The organism is Streptomyces sp. NPDC088817, from assembly GCF_044750345.1.
Classification (GTDB): domain Bacteria; phylum Actinomycetota; class Actinomycetes; order Streptomycetales; family Streptomycetaceae; genus Streptomyces.
In genome coordinates this window covers 166,604-189,913 of record NZ_JBIVJN010000003.1, presented here as the reverse complement: position 1 = coordinate 189,913, position 23,310 = coordinate 166,604, and the positions used below count along the sequence as shown (strand labels likewise).

At 70.3% G+C, this 23,310-nt stretch carries 22 protein-coding genes; 9 read left to right on the top strand and 13 right to left on the bottom strand.

Annotation, left to right across the window (positions count from 1 at the left end):
* Nucleotides 1–819, top strand: a complete 819-nt coding sequence (locus ACIP4X_RS07025; protein WP_358729147.1) for a class I SAM-dependent methyltransferase — start codon at nucleotides 1–3, stop codon at nucleotides 817–819.
* 63 nt (nucleotides 820–882) lie between these two features.
* Here ACIP4X_RS07025 and ACIP4X_RS07020 read toward each other — a convergent pair whose 3' ends face one another.
* Together ACIP4X_RS07020 and sodN are read right to left on the bottom strand one after the other, a co-directional pair.
* Entirely contained in the window at nucleotides 883–1,416 is a 534-nt protein-coding gene (locus ACIP4X_RS07020; protein ID WP_358729149.1) for a GNAT family N-acetyltransferase, read from the bottom strand.
* Nucleotides 1,417–1,637: 221 nt separating this feature from the next.
* Nucleotides 1,638–2,033 (bottom strand): superoxide dismutase, Ni, encoded by a 396-nt coding sequence (gene sodN / locus ACIP4X_RS07015; protein WP_356380966.1) that lies wholly within the window; start codon nucleotides 2,031–2,033, stop codon nucleotides 1,638–1,640.
* 146 nt (nucleotides 2,034–2,179) lie between these two features.
* On the opposite strand from sodN, the gene sodX reads away from it, so the two are divergent.
* A complete protein-coding gene (gene sodX, locus ACIP4X_RS07010; protein WP_358729164.1) occupies nucleotides 2,180–2,614 on the top strand; it encodes a nickel-type superoxide dismutase maturation protease in 435 nt (144 codons plus the stop codon).
* Here the strand turns inward: sodX and ACIP4X_RS07005 are convergent.
* On the bottom strand, nucleotides 2,518–3,147 hold the full coding sequence (locus tag ACIP4X_RS07005) for a CGNR zinc finger domain-containing protein (protein ID WP_358729166.1): 630 nt from the start codon (nucleotides 3,145–3,147) through the stop codon (nucleotides 2,518–2,520). The two genes, sodX and ACIP4X_RS07005, sit on opposite strands and share 97 nt — an antisense overlap.
* Before the next feature lie 98 nt (nucleotides 3,148–3,245).
* On the opposite strand from ACIP4X_RS07005, the gene ACIP4X_RS07000 reads away from it, so the two are divergent.
* On the top strand, nucleotides 3,246–4,022 hold the full coding sequence (locus tag ACIP4X_RS07000; protein ID WP_358729168.1) for a class I SAM-dependent methyltransferase: 777 nt from the start codon (nucleotides 3,246–3,248) through the stop codon (nucleotides 4,020–4,022).
* Nucleotides 4,023–4,090: 68 nt separating this feature from the next.
* Here ACIP4X_RS07000 and ACIP4X_RS06995 read toward each other — a convergent pair whose 3' ends face one another.
* From ACIP4X_RS06995 to ACIP4X_RS06985, 3 genes are read right to left on the bottom strand one after another with little or no spacing between them, the layout of a single operon-like run.
* Nucleotides 4,091–4,843, bottom strand: coding sequence for an amino acid ABC transporter ATP-binding protein (locus ACIP4X_RS06995; protein WP_358729355.1), 753 nt, complete (start codon nucleotides 4,841–4,843; stop codon nucleotides 4,091–4,093).
* A 50-nt stretch (nucleotides 4,844–4,893) separates the two neighbouring features.
* On the bottom strand, nucleotides 4,894–5,829 hold the full coding sequence (locus tag ACIP4X_RS06990; protein ID WP_401347059.1) for an amino acid ABC transporter permease: 936 nt from the start codon (nucleotides 5,827–5,829) through the stop codon (nucleotides 4,894–4,896).
* Between the two features lie 32 nt (nucleotides 5,830–5,861).
* Nucleotides 5,862–6,821 carry an ABC transporter substrate-binding protein gene (locus ACIP4X_RS06985; RefSeq protein WP_358729172.1) on the bottom strand — a complete coding sequence of 320 codons (960 nt, stop codon included), beginning with the start codon at nucleotides 6,819–6,821 and terminating at the stop codon, nucleotides 5,862–5,864.
* A gap of 546 nt (nucleotides 6,822–7,367) precedes the next feature.
* On the opposite strand from ACIP4X_RS06985, the gene ACIP4X_RS06980 reads away from it, so the two are divergent.
* From ACIP4X_RS06980 to ACIP4X_RS06965, 4 genes are all read left to right on the top strand, one after another.
* Nucleotides 7,368–8,591 (top strand): NADP-dependent malic enzyme, encoded by a 1,224-nt coding sequence (locus ACIP4X_RS06980; protein WP_358729174.1) that lies wholly within the window; start codon nucleotides 7,368–7,370, stop codon nucleotides 8,589–8,591.
* A 175-nt stretch (nucleotides 8,592–8,766) separates the two neighbouring features.
* Nucleotides 8,767–9,732, top strand: a complete 966-nt coding sequence (locus ACIP4X_RS06975) for a zinc-binding dehydrogenase (protein WP_358729176.1) — start codon at nucleotides 8,767–8,769, stop codon at nucleotides 9,730–9,732.
* Between the two features lie 99 nt (nucleotides 9,733–9,831).
* Nucleotides 9,832–10,041, top strand: a complete 210-nt coding sequence (locus tag ACIP4X_RS06970; RefSeq protein WP_037745578.1) for a helix-turn-helix domain-containing protein — start codon at nucleotides 9,832–9,834, stop codon at nucleotides 10,039–10,041.
* The gene (locus ACIP4X_RS06965; protein WP_391456946.1) at nucleotides 10,041–10,607 is read left to right on the top strand and encodes a Clp protease N-terminal domain-containing protein; all 567 of its coding nucleotides are present in this window, start codon (nucleotides 10,041–10,043) and stop codon (nucleotides 10,605–10,607) included. Before ACIP4X_RS06970 ends, ACIP4X_RS06965 begins: the two co-directional genes overlap by 1 nt.
* Nucleotides 10,608–10,648: 41 nt before the next feature.
* Here ACIP4X_RS06965 and ACIP4X_RS06960 read toward each other — a convergent pair whose 3' ends face one another.
* From ACIP4X_RS06960 to ACIP4X_RS06930, 7 genes are all read right to left on the bottom strand, one after another.
* Nucleotides 10,649–11,650, bottom strand: coding sequence for a helix-turn-helix transcriptional regulator (locus tag ACIP4X_RS06960; protein WP_358729180.1), 1,002 nt, complete (start codon nucleotides 11,648–11,650; stop codon nucleotides 10,649–10,651).
* A gap of 1 nt (nucleotide 11,651) precedes the next feature.
* Nucleotides 11,652–12,557 carry a DUF4097 family beta strand repeat-containing protein gene (locus ACIP4X_RS06955; protein WP_401347054.1) on the bottom strand — a complete coding sequence of 302 codons (906 nt, stop codon included), beginning with the start codon at nucleotides 12,555–12,557 and terminating at the stop codon, nucleotides 11,652–11,654.
* A gap of 200 nt (nucleotides 12,558–12,757) precedes the next feature.
* Nucleotides 12,758–12,937 (bottom strand): DUF6104 family protein, encoded by a 180-nt coding sequence (locus ACIP4X_RS06950; protein WP_003992906.1) that lies wholly within the window; start codon nucleotides 12,935–12,937, stop codon nucleotides 12,758–12,760.
* 103 nt (nucleotides 12,938–13,040) lie between these two features.
* Nucleotides 13,041–16,850: a multifunctional oxoglutarate decarboxylase/oxoglutarate dehydrogenase thiamine pyrophosphate-binding subunit/dihydrolipoyllysine-residue succinyltransferase subunit gene (locus tag ACIP4X_RS06945; RefSeq protein ID WP_358729184.1), complete on the bottom strand. Its 3,810-nt coding sequence runs from the start codon at nucleotides 16,848–16,850 to the stop codon at nucleotides 13,041–13,043.
* Nucleotides 16,851–17,131: 281 nt separating this feature from the next.
* Entirely contained in the window at nucleotides 17,132–18,238 is a 1,107-nt protein-coding gene (locus tag ACIP4X_RS06940) for an ATP-binding protein (RefSeq protein WP_358729186.1), read from the bottom strand.
* The gene (locus ACIP4X_RS06935) at nucleotides 18,235–18,972 is read right to left on the bottom strand and encodes a response regulator transcription factor (RefSeq protein ID WP_225075534.1); all 738 of its coding nucleotides are present in this window, start codon (nucleotides 18,970–18,972) and stop codon (nucleotides 18,235–18,237) included. The genes ACIP4X_RS06940 and ACIP4X_RS06935 overlap by 4 nt, the downstream gene beginning before the upstream one ends.
* Before the next feature lie 122 nt (nucleotides 18,973–19,094).
* Nucleotides 19,095–19,772 (bottom strand): spermidine synthase, encoded by a 678-nt coding sequence (locus tag ACIP4X_RS06930; protein WP_401347049.1) that lies wholly within the window; start codon nucleotides 19,770–19,772, stop codon nucleotides 19,095–19,097.
* Nucleotides 19,773–19,933: 161 nt separating this feature from the next.
* On the opposite strand from ACIP4X_RS06930, the gene ACIP4X_RS06925 reads away from it, so the two are divergent.
* Nucleotides 19,934–20,785, top strand: coding sequence for a rhomboid-like protein (locus ACIP4X_RS06925; protein ID WP_401347047.1), 852 nt, complete (start codon nucleotides 19,934–19,936; stop codon nucleotides 20,783–20,785).
* A gap of 89 nt (nucleotides 20,786–20,874) precedes the next feature.
* Nucleotides 20,875–23,298: an endopeptidase La gene (lon, locus tag ACIP4X_RS06920; RefSeq protein WP_358729192.1), complete on the top strand. Its 2,424-nt coding sequence runs from the start codon at nucleotides 20,875–20,877 to the stop codon at nucleotides 23,296–23,298.
* The last annotated feature ends 12 nt before the right edge of the window (nucleotides 23,299–23,310 follow it).

Sequence of the window (23,310 nt, the reverse complement as noted above, 5' to 3'; positions counted from 1 at the left end):
GTGACCGAACCGTCCGCCGCACATGAAGCCGCTGTCACCGACCGGGGCCGCCTGGCGGGCAGCGCCTACCGCACCGACCGGGACCTGGCGGCCCGCCAGTCGCTCTACCGGTGGCAGGCACCCCGGTACGACCTGCCGGGCATCGTCGCCGAGCAGTTGAGCGCCGTACGCGGACGTGTGGTCGACGTCGGCTGCGGCAACGGAAAGTTCCTCCAGCGGCTTCGCCGGGACCGATCCGACCTGGCCCTGCTGGGTCTGGACATCTCTCCCGGAATGCTCGCCGGTGTCCCCGGTCCGGTCGCCGTCGCGGAAGCCACCCGCCTGCCGCTGGCCACGGAGAGCGTCGACTGCGCCTTGGCGATGCACATGCTGTACCACGTCCCGGACATCCCTCAGGCGGTCAGGGAGTTGTCCCGCGTCGTCGCCCGTGACGGGCTGGTGATCGTCTCCACCAACAGCGACGGGGACAAGGCCGAACTCGACGACTTGTGGCAGAGGGCCGCCGGCGACGTGCTCGGAACCGGACGAGGCCCGGCCCTGATCGCGCTCGGTGCCCGCTTCCCACTGGAGAAGGCCCCGGCCTTTCTGGGGGAGGAGTTCGGGCGGGTGCGGACGATCGAGCTGCCCGGCACCATCACCGTCCGGGACCCCGAGCCCGTCATCGCGTACCTGGCCTCCTACCAGGCCTGGGCGGACCAGCACGACGTGCCGTTCGAAGCCACGGTCGAGCGGGCGCGTGAGATTCTCGGCGACCACATCGCCCGGCACGGGACCTACGAGGTCGGGTGCCGATCCGGGATCCTCGTCTGTCGGCGCTGAAACAGGCAGGGTGACTTGCCGGGGCAGCGCGTCGTGATCGTGTGATCGACGGCTCCGGCCGGTTCAGGCCTGGAACTCGGTGAGGTCGATGGCGTGAACGCGCAGGGGGTAGCCGTACACCGGATGTGCCGTCTCCCGCTCGGGCGCCATGCCGAGCTTGCGGATGACGTTCTCGGAGGCGTTGTCACCCACCCGGTTGATGCTGATGACGCGGTCCAGGCCGCGGTCCTGGAGAGCGAACTCCAGCGTGGCGTGGGCGGCTTCGGACGCGTATCCCTGGCCCCAGAACTGTGAGCCGATCCGCCAGCTGATCGCCACGGCGGGCATCACCTCCGGCAGGAACTCGGGCACGGACAGTCCCGTGAAGCCGATCAGTTCGCCCGAGGCCAGCAACTCGACGGCGAAGAGCCCGAAGCCCTCCTCGTCCCACTCCTCCTCCCACCGCTCGATGTCCTCGGCCGTCCGGTCCAGGTCGCACACCGAGCCGTCGTCGATCCAGCGCATGACCCGTGGGTCCGCGTTGATGTCCGCCATCGGCGCGAGGTCGTCATCGTGCCAGGTACGGAGGAGAAGGCGGGGCGTGCGGATCTCGGTCATGCGCCCATCCTGCCGAAGGCAAGGGCCTCATCCGTAATCCGGCCCTCGCCCGCACCGCCGCCGCGGAACCATGAGGCGCCAAGCCTCCTGTGACCCGTGGCACTGCGAAGAAGACCGCACCCGATCCGTCATGGACGCCGTGCTCGGCGGACTGCGGACCGGGTGCGGTCAGGTGGGCGGTGCGACCCGCGAAACCGCGGGTCGGACGGCCTGGCCGAAGATCAGGCCTTCTTGGTCTCCCAGAAGATCTTGTCGATCTGGGCGATGTAGTCGAGCGCCTTCTGGCCCGTGGCCGGGTCGGTCGAGGCCTTCGCGGCGGAGAGGGCCTTCAGCGCGTCGTTGACCAGCTGGTGCAGCTCCGGGTACTTCTCGAAGTGCGGGGGCTTGAAGTAGTCGCTCCACAGCACGGAGACGTGGTGCTTCGCCAGCTCGGCGCGCTGCTCCTTGATGACGGTGGCACGCGTCTGGAAATGCGGGTCGTCGTTCGCGGCCATCTTCTCCTGGACGGCCTTCACCGACTCCGCCTCGATGCGGGCCTGGGCCGGGTCGTACACACCGCAGGGAAGGTCGCAGTGCGCGCTGACCTTGACCTTGGGGGCAAACAGGCGGGAAAGCATGGAGCCATCCTTCCTCGTGATCGTCTTCTCAGGTGGGACATTACTCCCTGCCAGGTGTGTTTTCGCGAGTGCCCCCTGGGGCTTAGGACAAAAGTCCGGGGTGAGACTGAGACTGGTGGAGGAACGTGACCGGGGAGGTGCCGGGGATGCCGGAGCTGTCGCAGGAGACCGAGCGCAGGGGCGCCGTACTGCCCTTCGGGCTGGCCGAGGTGACCGGGCCGTCCATGGTGCCCACGCTGCACCACGGGGACCGGCTCGTGGTGCAGTACGGCGCCCGGATCCGGCCCGGTGACGTGGTGGTCCTGCGGCATCCGTTCCAGCAGGACCTGCTGGTCGTCAAGCGCGCCTCGGAGCGGCGCGACAGCGGCTGGTGGGTGCTGGGCGACAACGCGTACGCGGGCGGGGACAGCACCGACTACGGGACCGTGCCCGAGGACCTGGTCCTGGGCAAGGTGTGGTTCCGCTACCGGCCGCGCAGGCGCGCTCAGCGCTCGCCGCTGGCGCTCGCGCGCTGGGTGCTCTCGGCGGCCCGGCCCGTGTTCACCGACCGGTCGGCCTCGAGCCGCTTGCGGGCTCGGTAGGCGGCGACGTTCGCGCGGGTCGCGCAGCGGTCGGAGCAGTAGCGGCGCGAGCGGTTGGTCGAGGTGTCCAGGTAGGCGTTGCGGCACGGCGCGGCCTCGCACAGGCCGAGGCGGTCGACGCCGTACTCCGTGAGGTGGAAGGCCAGGCCCATCGCCGCGATCGCCGCGTAGCCGGCGGTCGCGTTGGACGGGTGGTCCGCCAGGTGCATGTGCCACAGCGGGCGGCCGTCGTCGTCGCGGTGGTCGTGTCCCGAGATCTGCGGGCTCACCGGGAACTCCAGCAGCAGGGAGTTCAGCAGCGCCACCGCGAGCGTCTCGTCGCCCTGGTCGGCCGCCTCGAAGACCGAGCGCAGCCGGGCCCGCACCGAGCGGAAGCGCGTGACATCGGCGTCGGTGGCCCGGCGGGCCGCGGAGGCGTTGGCGCCGAACAGGTCCCGGACCGCGTCGACCGAGGTCAGAGCGTCCTTGCCCCGGGCCGGTTCCTCGCTGTTGACGAGACGTACGGCGTAATCCGAGTAATAGGCCAGTTCCACTTGTAGTCCTTACGGAGGCGCTCTATGGTCGGGTGAGCGATCGGTAACAGCCGGCTGGCCTTCAAGGGTATTACGTGACGTGGACAGGGAGGGCTGCGATGACGGAGACGACGACGGGCATCACCGCTGAGGGGACCGACTGGGCGGCGTGGCAGGAGAGCTGGGACCGCCAGCAGGAGTGGTACATGCCCGACCGCGAGGAACGCTTCCGCATCATGCTCGACATGGTCGAGGCGCTCGTCGGCACCGCCCCGCGCGTCCTCGACCTGGCCTGCGGCACCGGCAGCATCACCGCCCGGCTGCTCACCCGCTTTCCCGGGGCCACCAGCACCGGCGTCGACCTCGACCCGGCGCTGCTCGCCATCGCGCGCGGCACCTTCGACGGCGACGACCGGGTCTCCTTCGTGACCGCGGACCTCAAGGACCCCGACTGGCCGGCGAAGCTGCCGTACGACTCGTACGACGCCGTCCTGACCGCCACGGCCCTGCACTGGCTGCACAGCGAACCTCTCGCCGCCCTCTACGGCCAGGTCGCGAAACTCGTCCAGGACGGCGGTGTCTTCATGAACGCGGACCACATGATCGACGAGACCACGCCCCGGATCAACGCGGCCGAACGCGCCCAGCGGCACGAGCGCATGGAACAGGCCAAGCGGGCCGGCGCCCTGGACTGGGCCGAGTGGTGGCAGCTGGCCGCCAAGGACCCGGTCCTGGCCGGACCGACGGCCCGCCGCTTCGAGATCTACGGCGAGCACGCCGACGGCGACATGCCGTCCGCCGCGTGGCACGCGCGCGTACTGCGCGAGCAGGGCTTCGCCGAGGCCCGCCCGGTGTGGTGCTCGCCGTCGGACACCCTGCTGCTCGCCCTCAAGTAGGACACCGGGCGCACATGCGAGAGGGGCGGTACGGGATCCCCGTACCGCCCCTCGTCGTTCGCGTCCCGCTACAGCACCTTCGACAGGAAGGACTGCGTGCGCTCGTGCTGCGGGTTGGTCAGCACCTCGCGCGGATGGCCGGATTCCACCACCACGCCCTCGTCCATGAAGACCAGGCTGTCGCCGACCTCGCGGGCGAAGCCCATCTCATGGGTGACGACGACCATCGTCATCCCGGACTCGGCGAGGTCGCGCATGACGTCGAGGACGTCACCGACCAGCTCCGGGTCGAGCGCCGAGGTCGGCTCGTCGAACAGCATGAGCTTGGGGTCCATGGCCAGGGCGCGGGCGATCGCCACCCGCTGCTGCTGGCCGCCGGAGAGCTGCGAGGGGTAGTGCCCGGCCCGGTCCGCCAGGCCCACGCGCTCGAGGAGCTGCAACGCCCGGTCCCTGGCCTCGCCCCTGTTCACGCCCTTGACCTGGACCGGCGCCTCGATGACGTTCTCCAGCGCGGTCATGTGCGGGAACAGGTTGAAGCGCTGGAAGACCATGCCGATGTCCCGGCGCTTCATGGCGACCTCGCGGTCGCGCAGCTCGTACAGCTTGTCGCCGTGCTGGCGGTAGCCGACGAGCTCGCCGTCCACGTACAGCCGGCCCGCGTTGATCTTCTCCAGGTGGTTGATGCAGCGCAGGAACGTCGACTTGCCGGAGCCGGAGGGGCCGATGAGGCAGAACACCTCGCCGGGCCTGACCTCCAGGTCGATGCCCTTGAGCACCTCCACCTGGCCGAAGGACTTGTGGACGTCCTCCGCCCTCACCATCGCGACGCCGGTGTCGCGCACGGTGGTGTCCTGCTTGGTGAGCTTGTCGGTCATGCCGTGACCTTCCTGCTGGAGAAGGACGTCAGGTGCGCCCTGACCTTCTGCCACGGCGTCGGCGGCAGGCTGCGGCTGGAGCCGCGGGCGTAGTACCGCTCGATGTAGTACTGGCCCACGCTCAGCACCGAGGTCATGATCAGGTACCAGGCGGCGGCGAGGAAGTACATCTCCACCGGGGCGCCGGAGACCTGGCCGATGTCCTGGGCGTAGCGGAACAGCTCCGAGAACTGGACGGCCGCCACGAGCGAGGTCGTCTTCAGCATGTTGATGACCTCGTTGCCGGTCGGCGGCACGATCACCCGCATGGCCTGCGGGATGATGATCCGGCGCAGGGTCTTGGAGTGGCTCATGCCCAGCGCGTGGGCTGCCTCCGTCTGACCCTCGTCGACGGCGAGCAGGCCGGCGCGGCAGATCTCCGCCATGTACGCCGCCTCGTTCAGACCGAGGCCGAGCAGCGCCGTCAGCAACGGCGTCATGAAGTTCGACCAGTAGTCCTTGTAGAACGGCATCAGGTTGATGTACTCGAAGACCAGGCCCAGGTTGAACCACAGGAACAACTGGACCAGGACCGGGGTGCCGCGGAAGAACCAGATGTAGAACCAGGCGATGTTCGAGGTCACCGGGTTCTTGGACAGGCGCATCACCGCGAGGACGATGCCGCCGACGATGCCGATCAGCATCGAAAGGACCGTCAGCAGGAGGGTCTTGCCGACGCCGGTCATGATCCGGTCGTCGAAGAAGTAGTCCGGAACCGCGTGCCAGTTGATCTTGCCCTGGCCGAACGCGTAGATGATCGCGACCAGAATCGCGATCGCGACGACGGCGGTGAGGTACCGCCCGTAGTGCCGGACCGGAATGGCCTTGATGGCCTGCGGTCCGGCCGGGGGTGTGTCCTTCGTCCCCGCCGTCTTGTCGATGTCAGCAGTCACGGGTGTCGCCTCTCAGCGGCTGCTCGGCGCGGTCACTTGCCGCCGTTGATGACGGATTCCTTCACGGCACCGTCCTGGACGCCCCACTTCTCCAGGATCTTCTCGTACTCGCCGTTCTTGATGATCGCGTTCACTGCGGCCTGGAGCGCGTCGCGCAGCTGGGTGTTCGACTTGCTGACGGCCATGCCGTAGGGGGCCGCCTGGACCTGCGGGCCGACGACCTCGAAGTCGTTGCCGCCGCCGGAGGTCTTGACGGCGTACGCGGCGACCGGGAAGTCGGAGGAGACCGCGTCCGCGCCGCCCGAACGCAGTCGGGTCTGGGCCTGCTGGTCGTCGTCGAACGGCTCGATGGTGAGCTTCTTGCCGGCCGGGCACTTCTTCGCCTCGGACTTCGCCAGGTCCTCGGAGACCGTGCCGCGCTCCAGGGCGATCTTCTTGCCGCACAGGTCGGACCAGCCGTTGATGCCCTTGGTGTCGCCCTTGCGGGTGTAGATGGAGACACCGGCCGTCAGGTAGTCGACGAAGTCGACGCCCTCGCCGACCTTCTTGCCCGTGCTGGGGTCGACGCCGTCCTGGCGGCTCTTGTTGTCCGTCATGGCCGACATGGCGATGTCGTAGCGGTTGGACCGCAGGCCGGTGAGCAGGGCGTCGAAGGTGCCGTTCTCGAAATCGAGGGTCACCCCGAGCTGCTTGCCCAGCGCGGCCGCGACATCGGGGTCGAGGCCGACGACCTTGCCGGACTTGTCCTTGAACTCGACCGGCGCGTACGCGATGTCGGAGCCGACCTTGATGGTGCCCTTTTCCCGGATCTGGGCCGGGAGCATGTCGGCCAGCGGGGCCGCCTTCGCCGAGTCGCTGCCCGACGTCTCCTTCTTGTCCTTGGTCTGGTCACCGCAGCCGGTGAGAATCAGGGCGCCGGTGACCACGATCGCACCGACCGCAGCTAGCCGGGAGTGCGCGGCGGTCGGACGACGGGTGGAGCGTGTGGTCATGGTGTTCCTCCGGCTGATGGATGGCGCTGCCGACGGGGCGACGAGACCACACACCTTTCGAGTGTTGCGACCTCGCGTGATTGACCGCATCTTGCCATTCGGGCTGCGCCATTCAGGGGCGTCGCCATGTCAAAATCGGATAACGGGTGACCCCCGAACAGCGCAGAGCGGCTCCGGCAAAGCTGGACCATCTGCGGGAATGCCTTCTTCCGGCCGGAGGATCTTCGGCCCGTCCCAGGATGCGGTCCACCGCTGCAGGATGTTTGAGTGCAGTTGGGACCCTGTCGGGTATTCGACGATGAGTTGTCCCCATATTGGGCCAAGTGCCGAGTCCCCGTCATGTGACCTTGACGTTATGGACTCGTCGTTGACGCCGATCGTCCGGTAAGAAGGTTCTTTACACCCCTCATCCGGGGCTCGAGCGCGTGTGCGGCGCGCCCGTCGCGTAAGTGACCCAAGGCATCACTCACGGTCCATGCGCGGTCCCGCCCGTTCCCACCAGGAGCGGCAACCCTCAAACCATGAACACTTAAGGGGTAAAACGAAGTGGCAGCGGAGATCGTCAATCCTCGCAGCGACAGCGGTACGGACCAGGACGGCGGAGCGGAGCCGCTCGACTCCTTCGATCCGGCCTTCGCGCTGCACCGCGGCGGCAAGATGGCCGTGCAGGCCACGGTGCCCATCCGCGACAAGGACGACCTGTCCCTGGCGTACACGCCCGGCGTCGCGCGCGTGTGCTCCGCCATCGCGGAGCAGCCGGAACTGGTCCACGACTACACGTGGAAGTCGTCCGTGGTCGCCGTCGTGACCGACGGCACGGCCGTACTGGGGCTCGGTGACATCGGCCCCGAAGCCTCCCTCCCGGTCATGGAGGGCAAGGCGATCCTGTTCAAGCAGTTCGGCGGCGTGGACGCGGTGCCGATCGCGCTGAACTGCACCGACGTCGACGAGATCGTCGAGACCGTGGTGCGCCTCGCGCCGTCCTTCGGCGGTGTGAACCTGGAGGACATCTCGGCCCCGCGGTGCTTCGAGATCGAGCGCAGGCTCCAGGAGCGTCTGGACATCCCGGTCTTCCACGACGACCAGCACGGCACGGCGGTCGTGACCCTCGCGGCGCTGCGCAACGCGGCCCGGCTGAGCGGGCGGGCGATCGGGGACCTGCGGGCCGTCATCTCGGGCGCGGGCGCGGCCGGTGTGGCCATCGCCAAGATGCTGGTCGAGGCCGGTATCGGCGATGTCGCGGTCGCGGACCGCAAGGGCGTGGTGTCGGCCGACCGCACGGACCTGACCGAGGTCAAGCGCGAGCTGGCCGAGTTCACCAACAAGGCCGGCGTCAGCGGTTCCCTGGAGGACGCGCTGGCCGGGGCCGACGTCTTCATCGGCGTCTCCGGCGGCACGGTGCCGGAGGAGGCCGTGGCGTCGATGGCCGAGGGCGCGTTCGTGTTCGCCATGGCCAACCCGAACCCCGAGGTGCACCCCGAGGTCGCGCACAAGTACGCGGCGGTCGTGGCGACCGGGCGCTCGGACTTCCCCAACCAGATCAACAACGTCCTGGCCTTCCCCGGCATCTTCGCGGGCGCGCTCCAGGTGCGGGCGTCCCGGATCACCGAGGGAATGAAGATCGCGGCGGCCGAGGCGCTGGCCGGGGTCGTCGGCGACGACCTCGCCGCGGACTACGTGATCCCCTCGCCGTTCGACGAGCGGGTGGCACCCGCCGTGACCGCGGCGGTGGCCGCGGCGGCCCGTGCCGAGGGCGTGGCCCGTCGCTGAGCCGACCCGAACGGCCCCGTCCCCCGCGGACGGGGCCGTTTGCTTTTCCCGCGACCCTCGGCCTCCTGTCCGGCAAAGTCCTCCTGTCTGGCAAAGTCCTCCTGTCTGGCAAGAGGGTGAGCGTCACAGAGGTGCGTGGTTCCGTCGGCCGGGGCACACCCCTAGGGTCAAGGTCATGTTCGCTGTCTACGCCGCCCGAATCGACCGCGACCAGCCGCTGAGCGGCCTGGAGTCGGGGGAGCGCCCGGCCCCCGACGCCCGTCCCGGCTGGAGCACGGTCGATGTCAGGGCCGCCTCACTGAACCACCACGACCTCTGGTCGCTGAGGGGGGTGGGACTGTCCGAGGACAAGCTGCCCATGATCCTCGGCTGCGACGCCGCCGGTGTCGACGAGGACGGCAACGAGGTCGTCCTGCACTCCGTGATCGGACAGAGCGGGCACGGGGTCGGACCCCGGGAGCCCCGGTCCATCCTCACCGAGCGCTACCAGGGCACCTTCGCCGAACAGGTGGCCGTGCCGACCTGGAACGTCCTGCCCAAGCCCAAGGAGCTCTCCTTCGAGGAGGCCGCCTGTCTGCCCACGGCGTGGCTGACGGCGTACCGGATGCTCTTCACCAACGCCGGGGTGCGTCCCGGCGACTCCGTGCTCGTCCAGGGCGCCGGCGGCGGTGTCGCCACGGCCGCGATCGTGCTCGGCAGGGCGGCCGGGCTGCGGGTGTTCGCCACCAGCCGGGACGAGGCCAAGCGCAGGCGTGCGGTGGAGCTCGGCGCGGTGGAGGCGCTGGAGCCGGGGGCGCGGCTGCCGCAGCGGGTGGACGCGGTGATCGAGACCGTCGGCGCGGCCACCTGGTCGCACTCGGTCAAGTCGCTGCGGCCCGGCGGCACCATCGTCATCTCCGGGGCCACGAGCGGCGACAGGCCGTCCCATGCCGAGCTGACACGCATCTTCTTCCTGGAGCTGAGGGTCGTGGGCTCGACCATGGGCACCAAGGACGAACTGGAGGACCTGCTGTCCTTCTGCGCCGCCACCGGGGTCCGTCCCGTCATCGACGAGGTGCTGCCGCTCGACCGGGCCCGCGAGGGCTTCGAACGACTGGAGTCGGGCGGCCACTTCGGCAAGGTGGTGCTCACCACCTCCTGACTCCCTCCCCCTCTGTTCTCCCTGTTGGTTCTCCGAGCGGCGGACCCGGGCATGTCAACCATGGTTGACATGCCCGGGGTGTCAATGTAGGTTGACATCATGACCGAAGCAACGGATCTCGCCGAGCGTGCGGGCGATCGCGATCCCCGGGTCGGGCTGCGGGCCGTCGCCGCACTCCGCCGGCTGCTGGAGCAGCTCGAGGCGGTACAGGTGCGCGGTGCCCGCAACCAGGGCTGGTCGTGGCAGGAGATCGCCGCCGAACTCGGCGTCAGCAGGCAGGCCGTGCACAAGAAGTACGGGAGGCAGTGATGTTCGAACGATTCACGAAGGACGCCCGGGCGGTGGTGCGGGGGGCGGTGGAGTATGCCGACGACGCGGGAGCGCAGACCGTGGACGCCGAGCACCTTCTTCTCGCCCTGCTCGACCGCGAGGGCAGCCGTGGCTCCTTCGCGCTGAGGGCGCTGGGGCTCGACGAGCACGGGGAGCCCGTGCGGCAGTCGCTGCACGACGCACGGCGGCGCGCCGGCCTGTCCCGGGCCGAGGCCGACGCCCTCGCCGGCCTGGGCATCGACGTCTCGGAGATCGTCTCCCGGGTGGAGGAGACGCACGGCGTCGGAGCGATGTCCGGCGACCGGCAGGGCAAGAGCGCCTGGCCGGGACGCCGCGCCTTCAGCCGGAGCGCCAAGGACACGCTCGAAAAGGCCCTGCGCTCGGCGGTGGCCCACAATGACCGGCACCTCGGCGACGAGCACATCCTCCTCGCTCTGACCGTCCGCCCGGGTGTGCCCGCCGAGGCCCTCGCCGACCACGGTGTGACCTACGAGTCGGTGACCCGCGTGCTGTACGGCGGGGGACAGGCGCAGGCGGCCGGTTGAGTTGAAGGGGACGGCCGCCCGAGTGGGCCGGCGGGCGGCCGTCAGACCTTCGGGCGCTGCAGGAGCGCGGCGATGTGGGCCGCCGCCGCGGACAGATGGCCACGGGCCTCACGGAGCTGGTCGGCGGTGATGCCGTTGTCCCGGGCCGTGTCGCGGATGTCGTCGCGGAAGCGGTCCAGGAGGCGGTCCAGGTCGCGGGCCGGGTCACCGGTGAGGTCCTCGTGCGCCCAGGCCGGTTCGTAGCGGGCGGGGAAGTCCTCCGGAGTCGTGGAGTACTCGGCGCGGGCCGCGGTGCGGCCGAAGGCGTAGTCCTTGCCGAAGTCGCCGAACTCCTTGGCCAGTTCGGTCAGGCCCTCACGCACCCCCGTGGGCCAGTCGCCCCGGTCGAAGTGGTCCTGCACCTGTTCCTGGACCCGCTTGGCGATGCGCTGCAACTCCTCCTGAGCCTGGGCCCGGGCCCGCTCCTGCGCGTCCTTGGCCTGACGCTTGGCCCGCTGGGCCTCGTCGCGCGCCCTGCGGCTCTCCTCCTTCGCGCGCCGCGCCTGCTCCTTCCACTCCTGCTTGACGCGCCGCATCTCCTCCTTGGCGGCCTGCCAGGCCTCCTTGTCGTCGGCCTTGCCGTGCTCCCAGGGCTCCCCGTCCTTTCCGGAGCCCTCGCGGGCCTGGGAGGCCGCCGCACGCATCTCTCGCCGCAGATCCCCCGCGGCACCGCGCACATCGGCGCGGATCTCCGCGGCGAGTTCGGCGACGGACTCGCGGATCTCCAGCTCCAGGTCGGCCAGTTCACCACTGCGGTCGGCCAGCTCGGCGCGGCCCGCGTCCGTGATCGCGTACACCTTGCGGCCGCCCTCGGTGGTGTGCGTGACCAGGCCCTCCGCCTCCAGCTTGGCCAGCCGCGGGTACACCGTGCCCGCCGAGGGGGCGTACAGGCCCTGGAAGCGCTCCTCCAGCAGCCGGATCACCTCGTACCCGTGGCGCGGGGCCTCGTCGAGCAGCTTGAGCAGGTACAGACGGAGTCGGCCGTGGGCGAAGACGGGAGGCATGTCAGAGCACCTTCTTGTCGGTCGTGCCGTGGGCGGTGCCGCCGTCGGCGCCGTCGGCCGGGCGGTCGCTGCGCGGCTCCGCCTCCCACGGTCCGTCCTCCGCGGGCGGGCGTCGCAGCAGCGCGATGGAGCCGGAGACGGTGGTCGCCTTCAGCCGCCCGTTGCCCGCGCCGAGGCGGCCGGTGATCCGCTTGGCGCCCCACTGGCCGCCGACCTTGAGGTCCTCGAAGGCGTTGGACACCGTCCCGCTCGCGGTGTTCGCGTCCACCTGCGCGTCCGCCGGGTGGGGGAGCCGGATGGCGATCTCGCCGGAGACATTCGTCAGGCTGACGTCCGTGGGGCCGCCCGCCGGGTCGAGGTCGACGATCATCGACCCGCTCACCGAGTCCGCCCGCACCGAGGGACCGGCGCCGTCGACCACCGTCAGATCGCCGGAGACCGAGTTGAACCGCAGCTCGCCGGAGAGGGCCTGCGCCTCCACGCTCCCCGACACGGTGTCCGCGCGCACCGGGCCCGTCAGGCGCACCAGTGTGGTGTCCCCGGACACGCCCTTGACCTCCGCGCGTCCGCCGATCCCCGAGACCACCGCCCCGGCACCGACCACTCCGAGCTCCACCCGCGTGCTCGCCGGAACGGCGACGGAGACCACGGCGCTGCGCCGCCAGCCCTTGCGGTCGAGCCACTTGAGGAAGCCCTTCCAGGGCAGGTCCTCGTACGCCACCGTCAGCGTGCCGCCCTGCTGGGTGACCACCAGGGGCGGCCCCTCGATCTCCGAGACCTCCAGACGGGCCGGACCCTCGTCCACCCCCACGACGTTCACCGCTCCGTGCACGATGCGGACGTTGAGCGCGGTCACAGGCTCGTCGAAGGTGAGCTTCCTGGGCTCACCGACGGTCCACTCGGACATGGTGCAGACCTCCCCGGGCCGGACGCGACACGCCATATCGCGTCGTCTGCCATCCACGATATATCGCGTTCCGGGGAAGTCAAGACACTCGTAAGGGTGAGGCGAGCGCGGGCCGCCGGGGAAAGGCGGGCCGGGGCGGACCCTTGAAACGCGACAGGGCGCCCCCAAGGGGCGCCCCGCGTCGAGCAGACGGCCGGTCCCTATTCGTCGTCCTCGTCGTCCAGCCGGGCCAGCCAGGTCGCCAGCCGCTCCACCGGCACCTCGAAGTCCGGATTGAGGTCGACGAAGGTCCGCAGCTGCTCGGCCAGCCACTCGAAGGTGACCTCCTCCTCGCCCCGCCGCTTCTCCAGCTCTTCGATGCCACGGTCTGTGAAGTACATGGAGTCAAGGATAGGCGCGCGGAAACGGCCGGGCCGCACCCCCGTTTCAGGGGTGCGGCCCGGCCAGGTGCGAACCGACGGAGCGGTTTACGCCTCGGAGCGGTTACGCCTCGAACACCTCACGCACCAGCTGCTCCTGCTCCGCCTGGTGCCGCTTCGCGGAACCGACGGCCGGGGACGAGCTGTGCGGACGGGAGATGCGGCGCAGGCGCTCGCCGGCCGGGATGTCCGCGCCGACCGCCAGGTCCAGGTGGTCGATGAGGTTCAGGGCGATGAACGGCCACGCGCCCTGGTTCGCCGGCTCCTCCTGGGCCCACAGGTACTTCTCCGCGTTCGGATACTTGGCGATCTCCGCCTGGAGCTCGGCACCCGGCAGCGGGTAGAGGCGCTCGAGACGGATGATCGCCGTCTCGGCGGCCGCAGCGTCCGTCGCGCCGCGCTTCTTCCGCTCGGCGTCCAGGTCGTAGTAGACCTTGCCCGCGGTGAAGACGACCTTCTTGACCGCCGCCGGGTCCACCGACGTGTCGCCGATGACCGGACGGAACTGGCCCGTGGTGAACTCCTCCGCCTTAGAGGCCGCGGCCTTCAGACGCAGCATCGACTTCGGGGTGAAGACGACCAGAGGCTTGTGGTGCGGGTTGTGCACCTGCCACCGCAGGAGGTGGAAGTAGCTCGACGGCAGGGTCGGCATGGCGACCGTCATGTTGTTCTGCGCGCAGAGCTGGAGGAAACGCTCCGGGCGGGCGGAGGAGTGGTCCGGGCCCTGGCCCTCGTAGCCGTGCGGCAGGAGCAGGGTGACGCCGGAGGTCTGGCCCCACTTCTGCTCGGCGGAGGAGATGAACTCGTCCACCACCGTCTGGGCGCCGTTGGTGAAGTCGCCGAACTGGGCTTCCCACATCACCAGCGCGTCCGGGCGGGCCAGCGAGTAGCCGTACTCGAAGCCCATCGCCGCGTACTCGGACAGCAGCGAGTCGTAGACGTTGTACCGGGCCTGGTCCTCGGACAGGTACAGCAGCGGGGTGAAGTCCTCGCCCGTCTCGCGGTCGATGATCACCGCGTGCCGCTGGCCGAAGGTGCCGCGGCGGGAGTCCTGGCCGGACAGCCGGACCGGGACGCCCTCCAGGAGCAGCGAGCCGATGGCGAGCGTCTCGCCCATGCCCCAGTCGATCGTGCCGTCCTCGACCATCGCCGCACGGCGCTGGAGCTGCGGCAGCAGCCGCGGGTGGACGGTGATGTGGTCGGGGATGTTGACCTGGGACTCGGCGATCCGCTTGACGACCTCGGCGGAGACGGCCGTGGAGACCGCGACCGGGAAGCCGTCCTGCGGCTCCTGGACGTCCCCGGTGGCCGGCTGGGAGGTGGCCTCGCGGACCTCGGTGAAGACCTTCTCCAGCTGGCCCTGGTAGTCCTGCAGCGCCTGCTCGGCCTCTTCCAGGGTGATGTCGCCCCGGCCGATCAGCGACTCGGTGTAGAGCTTGCGCACCGAGCGCTTCTTGTCGATCAGGTCGTACATCAGCGGCTGGGTGAAGGCCGGGTTGTCCGACTCGTTGTGACCGCGGCGGCGGTAGCAGATGAGGTCGATCACCACGTCCTTGTTGAACGCCTGGCGGAACTCGAAGGCCAGCCGCGCCACGCGGACCACGGCCTCCGGGTCGTCGCCGTTCACGTGGAAGATCGGGGCCTCGATCATCCTCGCCACGTCCGTCGCGTACATGGAGGAACGCGAGGACTCCGGGGCGGCCGTGAAGCCGACCTGGTTGTTGATGACGATGTGGACCGTGCCGCCGGTGCGGTAGCCGCGCAGCTGCGACATGTTCAGGGTCTCGGCCACCACGCCCTGGCCCGCGAAGGCCGCGTCGCCGTGGATGGCCACCGGCAGGACGGTGAAGTCCGTGCCGCCCTTGTTGATGATGTCCTGCTTGGCGCGGGAGACGCCCTCCAGGATCGGGTCCACCGCCTCCAGGTGGGAGGGGTTGGCCACCAGCGAGACGTTGATCTGCTCGCCGTCCAGGCCGGTGAACGTGCCCTCGGCGCCCAGGTGGTACTTCACGTCGCCGGAGCCGTGCATCGACTTCGGGTCGAGGTTGCCCTCGAACTCGCGGAAGATCTGCGCGTACGACTTGCCGACGATGTTGGCCAGCACGTTGAGGCGGCCGCGGTGGGCCATGCCGATGACGACCTCGTCCAGGCGGGACTCGGCCGCCGAGTCGATGACCGCGTCGAGCAGCGGGATGACGGACTCGCCGCCCTCCAGGGAGAACCGCTTCTGGCCGACGTACTTCGTCTGCAGGAAGGTCTCGAAGGCCTCGGCCGCGTTCAGCCGGCGCAGGATGCGCAGCTGCTCCTCGCGCTCCGGCTTGGAGTGCGGGCGCTCCACGCGGTCCTGGATCCACCTGCGCTGCCTGGGGTCCTGGATGTGCATGAACTCGATGCCGACCGTGCGGCAGTACGAGTCGCGCAGCACGCCGAGGATGTCGCGCAGCTTCATCAGCGTCTTGCCGGCGAAGCCGCCGACCGCGAAGTCGCGCTCCAGGTCCCACAGGGTGAGCCCGTGCTCGGTGATGTCCAGGTCGGGGTGCTTGCGCTGCTGGTACTCCAGCGGGTCGGTGTCGGCCATGACGTGGCCGCGGACCCGGTAGGAGTGGATCAGCTCGAAGACGCGGGCGGCCTTCGTGACGTCGTCGTCGTGCGAGGCGTCGATGTCCTTGAGCCAGCGGACCGGCTCGTAGGGGATGCGCAGCGACTTGAAGATGTCGTCGTAGAAGTCGTGCTCGCCGAGCAGCAGGTTGGCGACGGCGCGCAGGAACTCGCCGGACGCGGCGCCCTGGATGACCCGGTGGTCGTAGGTCGACGTGAGCGTCATGACCTTGGAGATGCCGAGCTTGTTCAGGGTGTCCTGGGAGGTGCCCTGGAACTCCGCCGGGTAGTCCATGGAGCCGACGCCCATGATCACCGACTGGCCGGGCATCAGCCGCGGCACGGAGTGGACCGTGCCGAGACCGCCGGGGTTGGTGAGGGAGACGGTGACGCCGGTGAAGTCGTCCATCGTCAGCTTGTTGTCGCGGGCGCGACGGACGATGTCCTCGTAGGCCTGCCAGAACTCGAAGAAGTTCAGCGTCTCGGCCTTCTTGATGGCGGCCACGACGAGCTGGCGGTCGCCGTTGGGCTTCACCAGGTCGATGGCCAGGCCGAGGTTGACGTGGTTCGGCTTGACCAGGGTGGGCTTGCCGTCCTTCTGCGCGAAGGACCAGTTCATCGACGGCATCTGCTTGATGGCCTGGACCATCGCGTAGCCGATGAGGTGCGTGAAGGAGATCTTCCCGCCGCGAGCCCGCTTGAGGTGGTTGTTGATGACGATGCGGTTGTCGAACAGCAGCTTCACCGGGACGGCGCGCACGGACGTGGCCGTGGGCAGCTCCAGCGAGGCGCTCATGTTCTTCGCGACCGCGGCGGAGGGGCCACGCAGGGTGACGAGCTCCGGACCCGCGGGAGCCTCGCCCGCGGGCTTCGCCGGCGCCGGGGCCTGAGCCGCGGGCTTCGCGGGCGCCGGAGCGGCGGCCGCGGGCCGGGGCGCGGCCGGAGCCGGCGCGGGAGCGGCCGGAGCGGCGGCGGCCTGGGGTGCGGGCCTGGCAGGGGCGGCCGGAGCGGCGGCGGGCGCCGCCTGGGCCGTGGTGGTGGTCTCCGCGGCCCCCGCGGCCGCGGTACCCGCCGGAGCCTGCGGGGCGGCGGCCCCCGGCTTGTAGTCGGCGAAGAAGTCCCACCAGGCGCGGTCTACGGAGTTCGGGTCCTGGAGGTACTGCTGATAGATCTCGTCGACGAGCCACTCATTGGCACCGAACGCGGCCGCGGAGGTCTTCCCGGCTTGGTCGGTGTCGGTCGAGATGCTCGAGTTACTGGGGGACTGTGGCGACACGGCGGCAACCGCCCTCTTCCGCTTCACAAGAATGATGGACAGCGGGAATAAAGGCTACGCCCCTGAGAGGGGGAAGGTCAGGTCGGGCCACTCCTTCGTCATGTAAGTCACATCAAAACCCGGGTTTCGGGGCTTGAAATGGCGGGAAACAACCGTAGTTCCGCTGCGCGAGGGAAGGGGGGACCCGGGCCTGACCCCCGTGGGATGCAGGCCCCTGCCTGATCACACGTGTCCGCCTGCGGCGACGCTCGTGGATCTTGGGTTCGTGATCGAACTTTACGTCAACTTGGCAAAGACGGCAGACCCGGAAGAGTGACAAGGATCCGGCAGCCCCGCTCGGATTCGGCCACACCGATCCGGCCGCCGTGCAGATCCACCGCCCAGCGGGCGATCGCCAGACCGAGTCCGGTGCCGCCGTCGCTGCCCGGACCGTGCGGCCGGTGCATCGCGCCCCGGTTGAAACGCTCGAAGACGCGGTGCCACTCCGAACGCGGGATGCCGGGCCCCTCGTCCAGGACCTCGAGCTCCAGCGAGTGCGGCCGCGCGCCGCGCCGCGCCTTCACCGTCACGCGCCCGTGCGGCGGGCTGTGCTTGACCGCGTTGTCGATCAGGTTGGAGACCACCTGGTGGATGCGCTCGGGGTCGGCGTGCGCGGTCAGATCGGACGGGAAGACGTCCAGGTGCAGATGGACGTCCGTACGGGTGTGGCTGCCGGAGCCGGAGGCGATGCCCGCGCGGGCCGAGGCGACCATGTTGGCCTCCTTCAGCACGCCCGCGAGATAGGGCCACACCTCGAACCGGCGCTGCTTCAGCGGCACCACGCCGTTGTCCAGCCGGGACAGGTCGAGCAGCGTCTCCACCAGCCGGCCCAGCCGCTCGGTCTGCTTCAGCGCCGTGCGCATGGTCTCGGGGTCGGCCTCGGTCACCCCGTCGACGATGTTCTCCAGCACCGCGCGCAGGCCCGCGATGGGCGTGCGCAGCTCGTGCGAGACGTTCGCCACCAGCTCCTTGCGCTGACGGTCCTCGGCCTCCAGGTCGTCGGCCATGCGGTTGATCGTCTGGGCCAGGTCGCCCAGCTCGTCCCGGCGGTTCTCGCGCACCCGGCGCGTGTAGTCGCCGTGCGAGATGGAGCGGGCCACGGTGTTCATCTCGTCCAGCGGCGCGGTGAGCGAGTGCGCCACGAACTGCGTGATGAGCAGGGTGGCGATCATCGAGAAGACCGTGATGAACCGCAGCTCCGTCGCCGTGCGCACGGCGATCAGCAGCAGACCCGTGGTGATCAGCACCGATATGACGACCAGTGCGCCCAGCTTGGTCTTGATCGAGAACGGGCGTACGCCACCCCAGGGCTCGCCCTGGTTCCTCCGTGCGGCCGGCCCGTCCCTCATGGTGTCGGTGTCTCCAGGGCGTAGCCCACGCCGTGCACCGTGCGGATCCGCTCCGCGCCGATCTTCCGGCGCAGCGCCTTGATGTGGCTGTCCACGGTCCGGGTGCCGGAGGCGTCCGCCCAGTCCCACACCTCCGCCAGCAGCTGCTCGCGCGAGAGCACCGCGCGCGGGGTGTTCGCCAGGCACACCAGCAGGTCGAACTCGGTGGGCGTGAGGTGGACGTCCTCGCCGCGCACGCGCACCCGGCGCTGGGCGTGGTCGATCTCCAGCTCGCCCAGACGCAGTATGCCGCTGCGCGGGGTCGCCGCGGCCAGCGCGGCCCGCTCCATGCGGCGCAGCAGCACGTGTACGCGCGCGGCCAGCTCCCGCATCGAGAACGGCTTCGTCATGTAGTCGTCGGCGCCGACCCCGAGGCCGACCAGCATGTCGGTCTCGTCGTCCCGCGCGGTGAGCATCAGCACCGGCACCGGGCGCTGGGCCTGCACGCGGCGGCAGACCTCCAGGCCGTCGAAGCCGGGCAGCATGATGTCGAGGATCAGCAGGTCCGGCTGCCAGGCCTCGGCGGTGTCGACGGCTGCCGGGCCGTCGCCCGCGGTCTGCACGAGGAATCCCTCTGCGCGCAGGCGGGTGGCGATGGCATCCATGATGGTCTGGTCGTCCTCGACCACCAGGACCCGGCGCTGAGCGCCCGGGGTGGCCGTCGTGCCGTTGTGCGCGGTGTGTGTCTGCTCCATCGCCCGCCCCTGAGTGTGCTTTCCGGAATCCGTGGGGTGATCCCTTGACTGCGCGTAGTTGCGATTGACGCTTGAATGATCGGCGCCAAGGGAGCAGCGTACGGGGACCGGCCGCGCCTTTGCTATCCAGGTCGGACCGCGAGGTGCACGACGTCCGGAACGCCCCGGGCAACGGGGACCTCTTCGGTGCGCACCTGCCGGAATCCGGCATTCCGCAAGGTTCCTTCAAATTCCGCAGATGGCTTCGCGGACCACACCGCGAGCACCCCGCCGGGCCTCAACGCCCTTGAGCAGCTTGCCAGTCCGGTCGGCCCGTACAGCTCCTCGTTGTCCTCGGTGACCGTCCAGTCGGGGCCGTTGTCGATGTCCAGGCACAGCGCGTCGAACGTGTCGGATGTCTCATTGACGTAGGCGATCAGGTCGCTTTCGACGACCTCGGTGCGCGGGTCGGCCAGCGCGTCCGCGGTCAGCTCGGCGAGGGCGCCGTCGCGGTGCCAGTCGATGATCGCGCGTTCGCGTTCGACAACGGTGATCCGTCCCCAGTGCGGGTCCGCCGCGGCGTGCGCGAGTGAGAAGCCGACCCCGAGGCCGCCGATCAGCACGCTCGGTGCCCGCCGCTCCGGCAGCGCGGCCAGCGCCGCGTCGACCAGGAGGCGCTCGGAGCGCCCGTCGGAGGTGTCCATCAGGAAGCAGCCGTTGGCGATGATCTGCAGCAGCGCCCCGTGCCGGCGCAGCACGACCTCGCCGTGGGGGCCCTCGCGGCGGTCCAGCACCTCAGGGGCGTCGTAGGAGCCGGTCATGGGGCCATCCTGCCCCAACGGGCCCGTAAGCCCACATGAATTAGGGGTGACACCCGTGTGCGAGCGCCCTGCGGGCCGTGCGCTGCCAGGACGGTCGGGGTCGCGGGGGCCGCCGGGAACTTAATAGGTTGCTGAGAATCGCCGCGCGGGTGGCGTCGGTCATGGACAGGGGCGCCGGGGACACGAAGTGTGGGGCGCGACGGAAGGAGCGCCGCACCGTGGAACGGACCGCGACGGCCGGCCCCCCGGACTCTCCGACACCTGCGGGGTCGCCCCACACTCCGGCGGAGGTGCCGCAGGCGCTGGACGGGATGCCGCAGCAGCGGGCGGGCGATGCCGTCCAGGTGGGCATGGACGCCGAGCCGCCGCGACCCGCCGCCTGGCTGCGCGGTCTGCGTCCGTGGCGGCTGCTGCCCAGCCCCACGGGCACCCCGTTCACCTTCGGGTACGCGGCCCTGCTCGCCGCCACCTCGCTCCTCGCCCGGTTCGCCGATCCCGCGGTGGTGGACGCCCTGCGACAGAGCTCCAGCACGGACGTCGCCCATCTGGTGCGGGCGCCCCTGCTGGTGCTGCCCGCCAGCGCGCTGTGGATCGCGGGCGGCGTCGTGTCGGCGTACTCCCTGTGCTTCCTGCTGGTGCTCACCGCGCTGGAACGCCGGATAGGCGGACTCCGTACCGCCGGTGTGTTCCTGTTCGGGCACGTGCTCGCCACCCTCGCCACGGAGGTTCCCGTCGGGCTCGCGGTGCTGGCGGGCCGGCTTCCGGGCAGCTCGGCGCACCGCCTCGACTACGGCATCAGCTTCGGTGTCGCGGCCAGCCTCGGCGCCCTGGCCGGCCTGCTCACGCCCTGGTTGCGCTGGCCCCTGCTCCTCGTGTTCACGGCCATGCTGCTTCAGGACCTGGCGGGCTTCGCCGACCCGATGACGAGCTGCGGCCATCTGATCGCGGTGGGGCTCGGCGTGGCGACGTGGCCGGTGATACGCCGCTGCCGGCGGGCACGCGCCGCGGAGTGATCGCTCAGAGCGAACAGGTGTCGGGGAACAATCGATCCGCCCCGTGCATTGAGTCGGCATAACTCAACTTGACTGCCGAAGGGGAGATCATGGCTGCTGAGTCCACCGAGTTCACACCGCTCACCCTGCCCGTGCTGCCGCTCGACGACGAGGTCGTGCTGCCCGGGATGGTGGTTCCGCTGGATCTGAGCGACGCCGAGGTACGGGCCGCGGTGGAGGCCGCGCAGGCCGCCGCGCGGGACGAGCCGGGCAAGCCCAGGGTGCTGCTGGTGCCGAGGATCGAGGGGACGTACGCCAGGACCGGTGTGCTGGGCACGGTCGAACAGGTGGGCCGGCTGGCCGACGGCGACCCGGGCGCGCTCATCCGCGGCCGCGGCCGGGTGCGCATCGGCGCCGGGACCACCGGCCCCGGCGCCGCGCTGTGGGTCGAGGGCACCCGGATCGACGAGAACGCGCCCGAACCGGTGTCCGGCCAGGTCGCCGACCTGATGAAGGAGTACAAGGCGCTCGCCACCGCCTGGCTGCGCAAGCGCGGCGCCTGGCAGGTCGTCGACCGTGTGCAGGCCATCGACGACGTCTCCGCGCTCGCCGACAACTCCGGCTACTCGCCCTTCCTGACCACCGAGCAGAAGGTCGAGCTGCTGGAGACCGCCGACCCGGTGGTCCGCCTCAGGCTCGCCACCCGGCAACTGCGCGACCACCTCGCCGAGCAGGACGTGGCCGAGTCCATCGCCAAGGACGTCCAGGAGGGCGTCGACAAGCAGCAGCGCGAGTTCCTGCTGCGCCGCCAGTTGGAGGCCGTCCGCCGGGAACTGCGCGAACTGAACGGCGAGAGCGACGGCGAGGAGTCCGACGACTACCGGGCCCGTGTCGAGGCAGCCGACCTGCCCGAGAAGGTCCGGGAGGCCGCGCTCAAGGAGGTCGACAAGCTGGAGCGGGCCTCCGACGCCTCGCCCGAGGGCTCCTGGATCCGCACCTGGCTCGACACGGTTCTGGAGATGCCGTGGAGCGAAAGGACCAAGGACGCCTACGACATCCAGGGCGCCAGGGCGGTCCTGGACGCCGAGCACGCGGGCCTCGACGACGTGAAGGAGCGGATCACCGAGTACCTGGCGGTGCGCAAGCGGCGCGGCGACCGGGGTCTCGGCGTGATCGGCGGACGGCGCGGCGGTGCCGTGCTCGCGCTGGTCGGGCCGCCCGGCGTGGGCAAGACCAGCCTCGGCGAGTCCGTGGCCCACGCGATGGGACGGAAGTTCGTGCGCGTCGCGCTCGGTGGCGTCCGGGACGAGGCCGAGATCCGCGGCCACCGGCGTACGTACGTGGGCGCGCTGCCGGGGCGGATCGTGCGTGCCGTCAAGGAGGCCGGGTCGATGAACCCGGTGGTCCTGCTCGACGAGATCGACAAGGTCGGCTCCGACTTCCGCGGCGACCCGGCCGCGGCGCTGCTCGAAGTCCTGGACCCGGCGCAGAACCACACCTTCCGGGACCACTACCTGGAGGTGGAGCTCGACCTGTCCGACGTCGTCTTCCTGGCCACCGCCAACGTTCTGGAGGCGATCCCGGAGGCGCTGGCCGACCGGATGGAGATCGTGCGCCTGGACGGCTACACCGAGGACGAGAAGGTCGTCATCGCCCGCGACCACCTGCTGCCGCGCCAGCTCGAACGGGCCGGCCTGCGCCAGGACGAGGTGACGATCGAGGAGGGCGCGCTGCGCCGGCTCGCCGGCGAGTACACGCGTGAGGCGGGCGTGCGGACCCTGGAGCGGTCCATCGCGCGGCTGCTGCGCAAGATCGCGGCCCAGCACGAACTGGGTGAGCGGGAGCTGCCGTTCACCGTCACCGACGGTGAGCTGCGGGGGCTGATCGGGCGTCCGCACCACGTTCCGGAGTCCGCGCAGGACCCGGCCGAGCGGCGTACGTCCGTCCCGGGTGTGGCGACGGGTCTCGCGGTCACCGGGGCCGGGGGCGACGTCCTCTTCGTCGAGGCGTCCCTGGCGGACCCGGAGACGGGTGCGGCCGGGCTGACCCTGACCGGTCAGCTGGGCGACGTGATGAAGGAGTCCGCGCAGATCGCGCTGAGCTTCCTGCGCAGCCACGGCGCCGAGCTGGAGCTGCCCGTGGGCGATCTGAAGGACCGGGGTGTGCACATCCACTTCCCGGCGGGCGCGGTGCCGAAGGACGGTCCGAGCGCGGGCATCACGATGACGACCGCGCTCGCCTCACTCCTGTCCGGCCGCCTGGTCCGCACGGACGTGGCGATGACCGGCGAGGTCTCGCTGACGGGCCGTGTCCTGCCCATCGGCGGCGTCAAGCAGAAGCTGCTCGCCGCCCATCGTGCGGGTGTGACCACGGTGGTCATCCCCAAGCGCAACGAGCCCGACCTGGACGACGTCCCGGCGGAGATCCTGGACCGGCTCGACGTCCACACCGTCACGGACGTCCGCCAGGTCCTGGACCTGGCCCTCGCCCCGGCGACGAACGACGCCTCACGGGAGGTGCCGGCCGCCGCGTGACCCGGCGGAACC

Bases quoted from the DNA above. Each gene is read 5' to 3' on its own strand.
- ACIP4X_RS07020 (WP_358729149.1), bottom strand. From the start codon at position 1,416: ATGACCGAGATCCGCACGCCCCGCCTTCTCCTCCGTACCTGGCACGAT.
- sodN (WP_356380966.1), bottom strand. From the start codon at position 2,033: ATGCTTTCCCGCCTGTTTGCCCCCAAGGTCAAGGTCAGCGCGCACTGC.
- sodX (WP_358729164.1), top strand. From the start codon at position 2,180: ATGCCGGAGCTGTCGCAGGAGACCGAGCGCAGGGGCGCCGTACTGCCC.
- ACIP4X_RS07000 (WP_358729168.1), top strand. From the start codon at position 3,246: ATGACGGAGACGACGACGGGCATCACCGCTGAGGGGACCGACTGGGCG.
- ACIP4X_RS06995 (WP_358729355.1), bottom strand. From the start codon at position 4,843: ATGGTGAGGGCGGAGGACGTCCACAAGTCCTTCGGCCAGGTGGAGGTG.
- ACIP4X_RS06985 (WP_358729172.1), bottom strand. From the start codon at position 6,821: ATGACCACACGCTCCACCCGTCGTCCGACCGCCGCGCACTCCCGGCTA.
- ACIP4X_RS06975 (WP_358729176.1), top strand. From the start codon at position 8,767: ATGTTCGCTGTCTACGCCGCCCGAATCGACCGCGACCAGCCGCTGAGC.
- ACIP4X_RS06970 (WP_037745578.1), top strand. From the start codon at position 9,832: ATGACCGAAGCAACGGATCTCGCCGAGCGTGCGGGCGATCGCGATCCC.
- ACIP4X_RS06965 (WP_391456946.1), top strand. From the start codon at position 10,041: ATGTTCGAACGATTCACGAAGGACGCCCGGGCGGTGGTGCGGGGGGCG.
- ACIP4X_RS06960 (WP_358729180.1), bottom strand. From the start codon at position 11,650: ATGCCTCCCGTCTTCGCCCACGGCCGACTCCGTCTGTACCTGCTCAAG.
- ACIP4X_RS06955 (WP_401347054.1), bottom strand. From the start codon at position 12,557: ATGTCCGAGTGGACCGTCGGTGAGCCCAGGAAGCTCACCTTCGACGAG.
- ACIP4X_RS06950 (WP_003992906.1), bottom strand. From the start codon at position 12,937: ATGTACTTCACAGACCGTGGCATCGAAGAGCTGGAGAAGCGGCGGGGC.
- ACIP4X_RS06940 (WP_358729186.1), bottom strand. From the start codon at position 18,238: ATGAGGGACGGGCCGGCCGCACGGAGGAACCAGGGCGAGCCCTGGGGT.
- ACIP4X_RS06935 (WP_225075534.1), bottom strand. From the start codon at position 18,972: ATGGAGCAGACACACACCGCGCACAACGGCACGACGGCCACCCCGGGC.
- ACIP4X_RS06930 (WP_401347049.1), bottom strand. From the start codon at position 19,772: ATGACCGGCTCCTACGACGCCCCTGAGGTGCTGGACCGCCGCGAGGGC.
- ACIP4X_RS06925 (WP_401347047.1), top strand. From the start codon at position 19,934: ATGGACAGGGGCGCCGGGGACACGAAGTGTGGGGCGCGACGGAAGGAG.
- lon (WP_358729192.1), top strand. From the start codon at position 20,875: ATGGCTGCTGAGTCCACCGAGTTCACACCGCTCACCCTGCCCGTGCTG.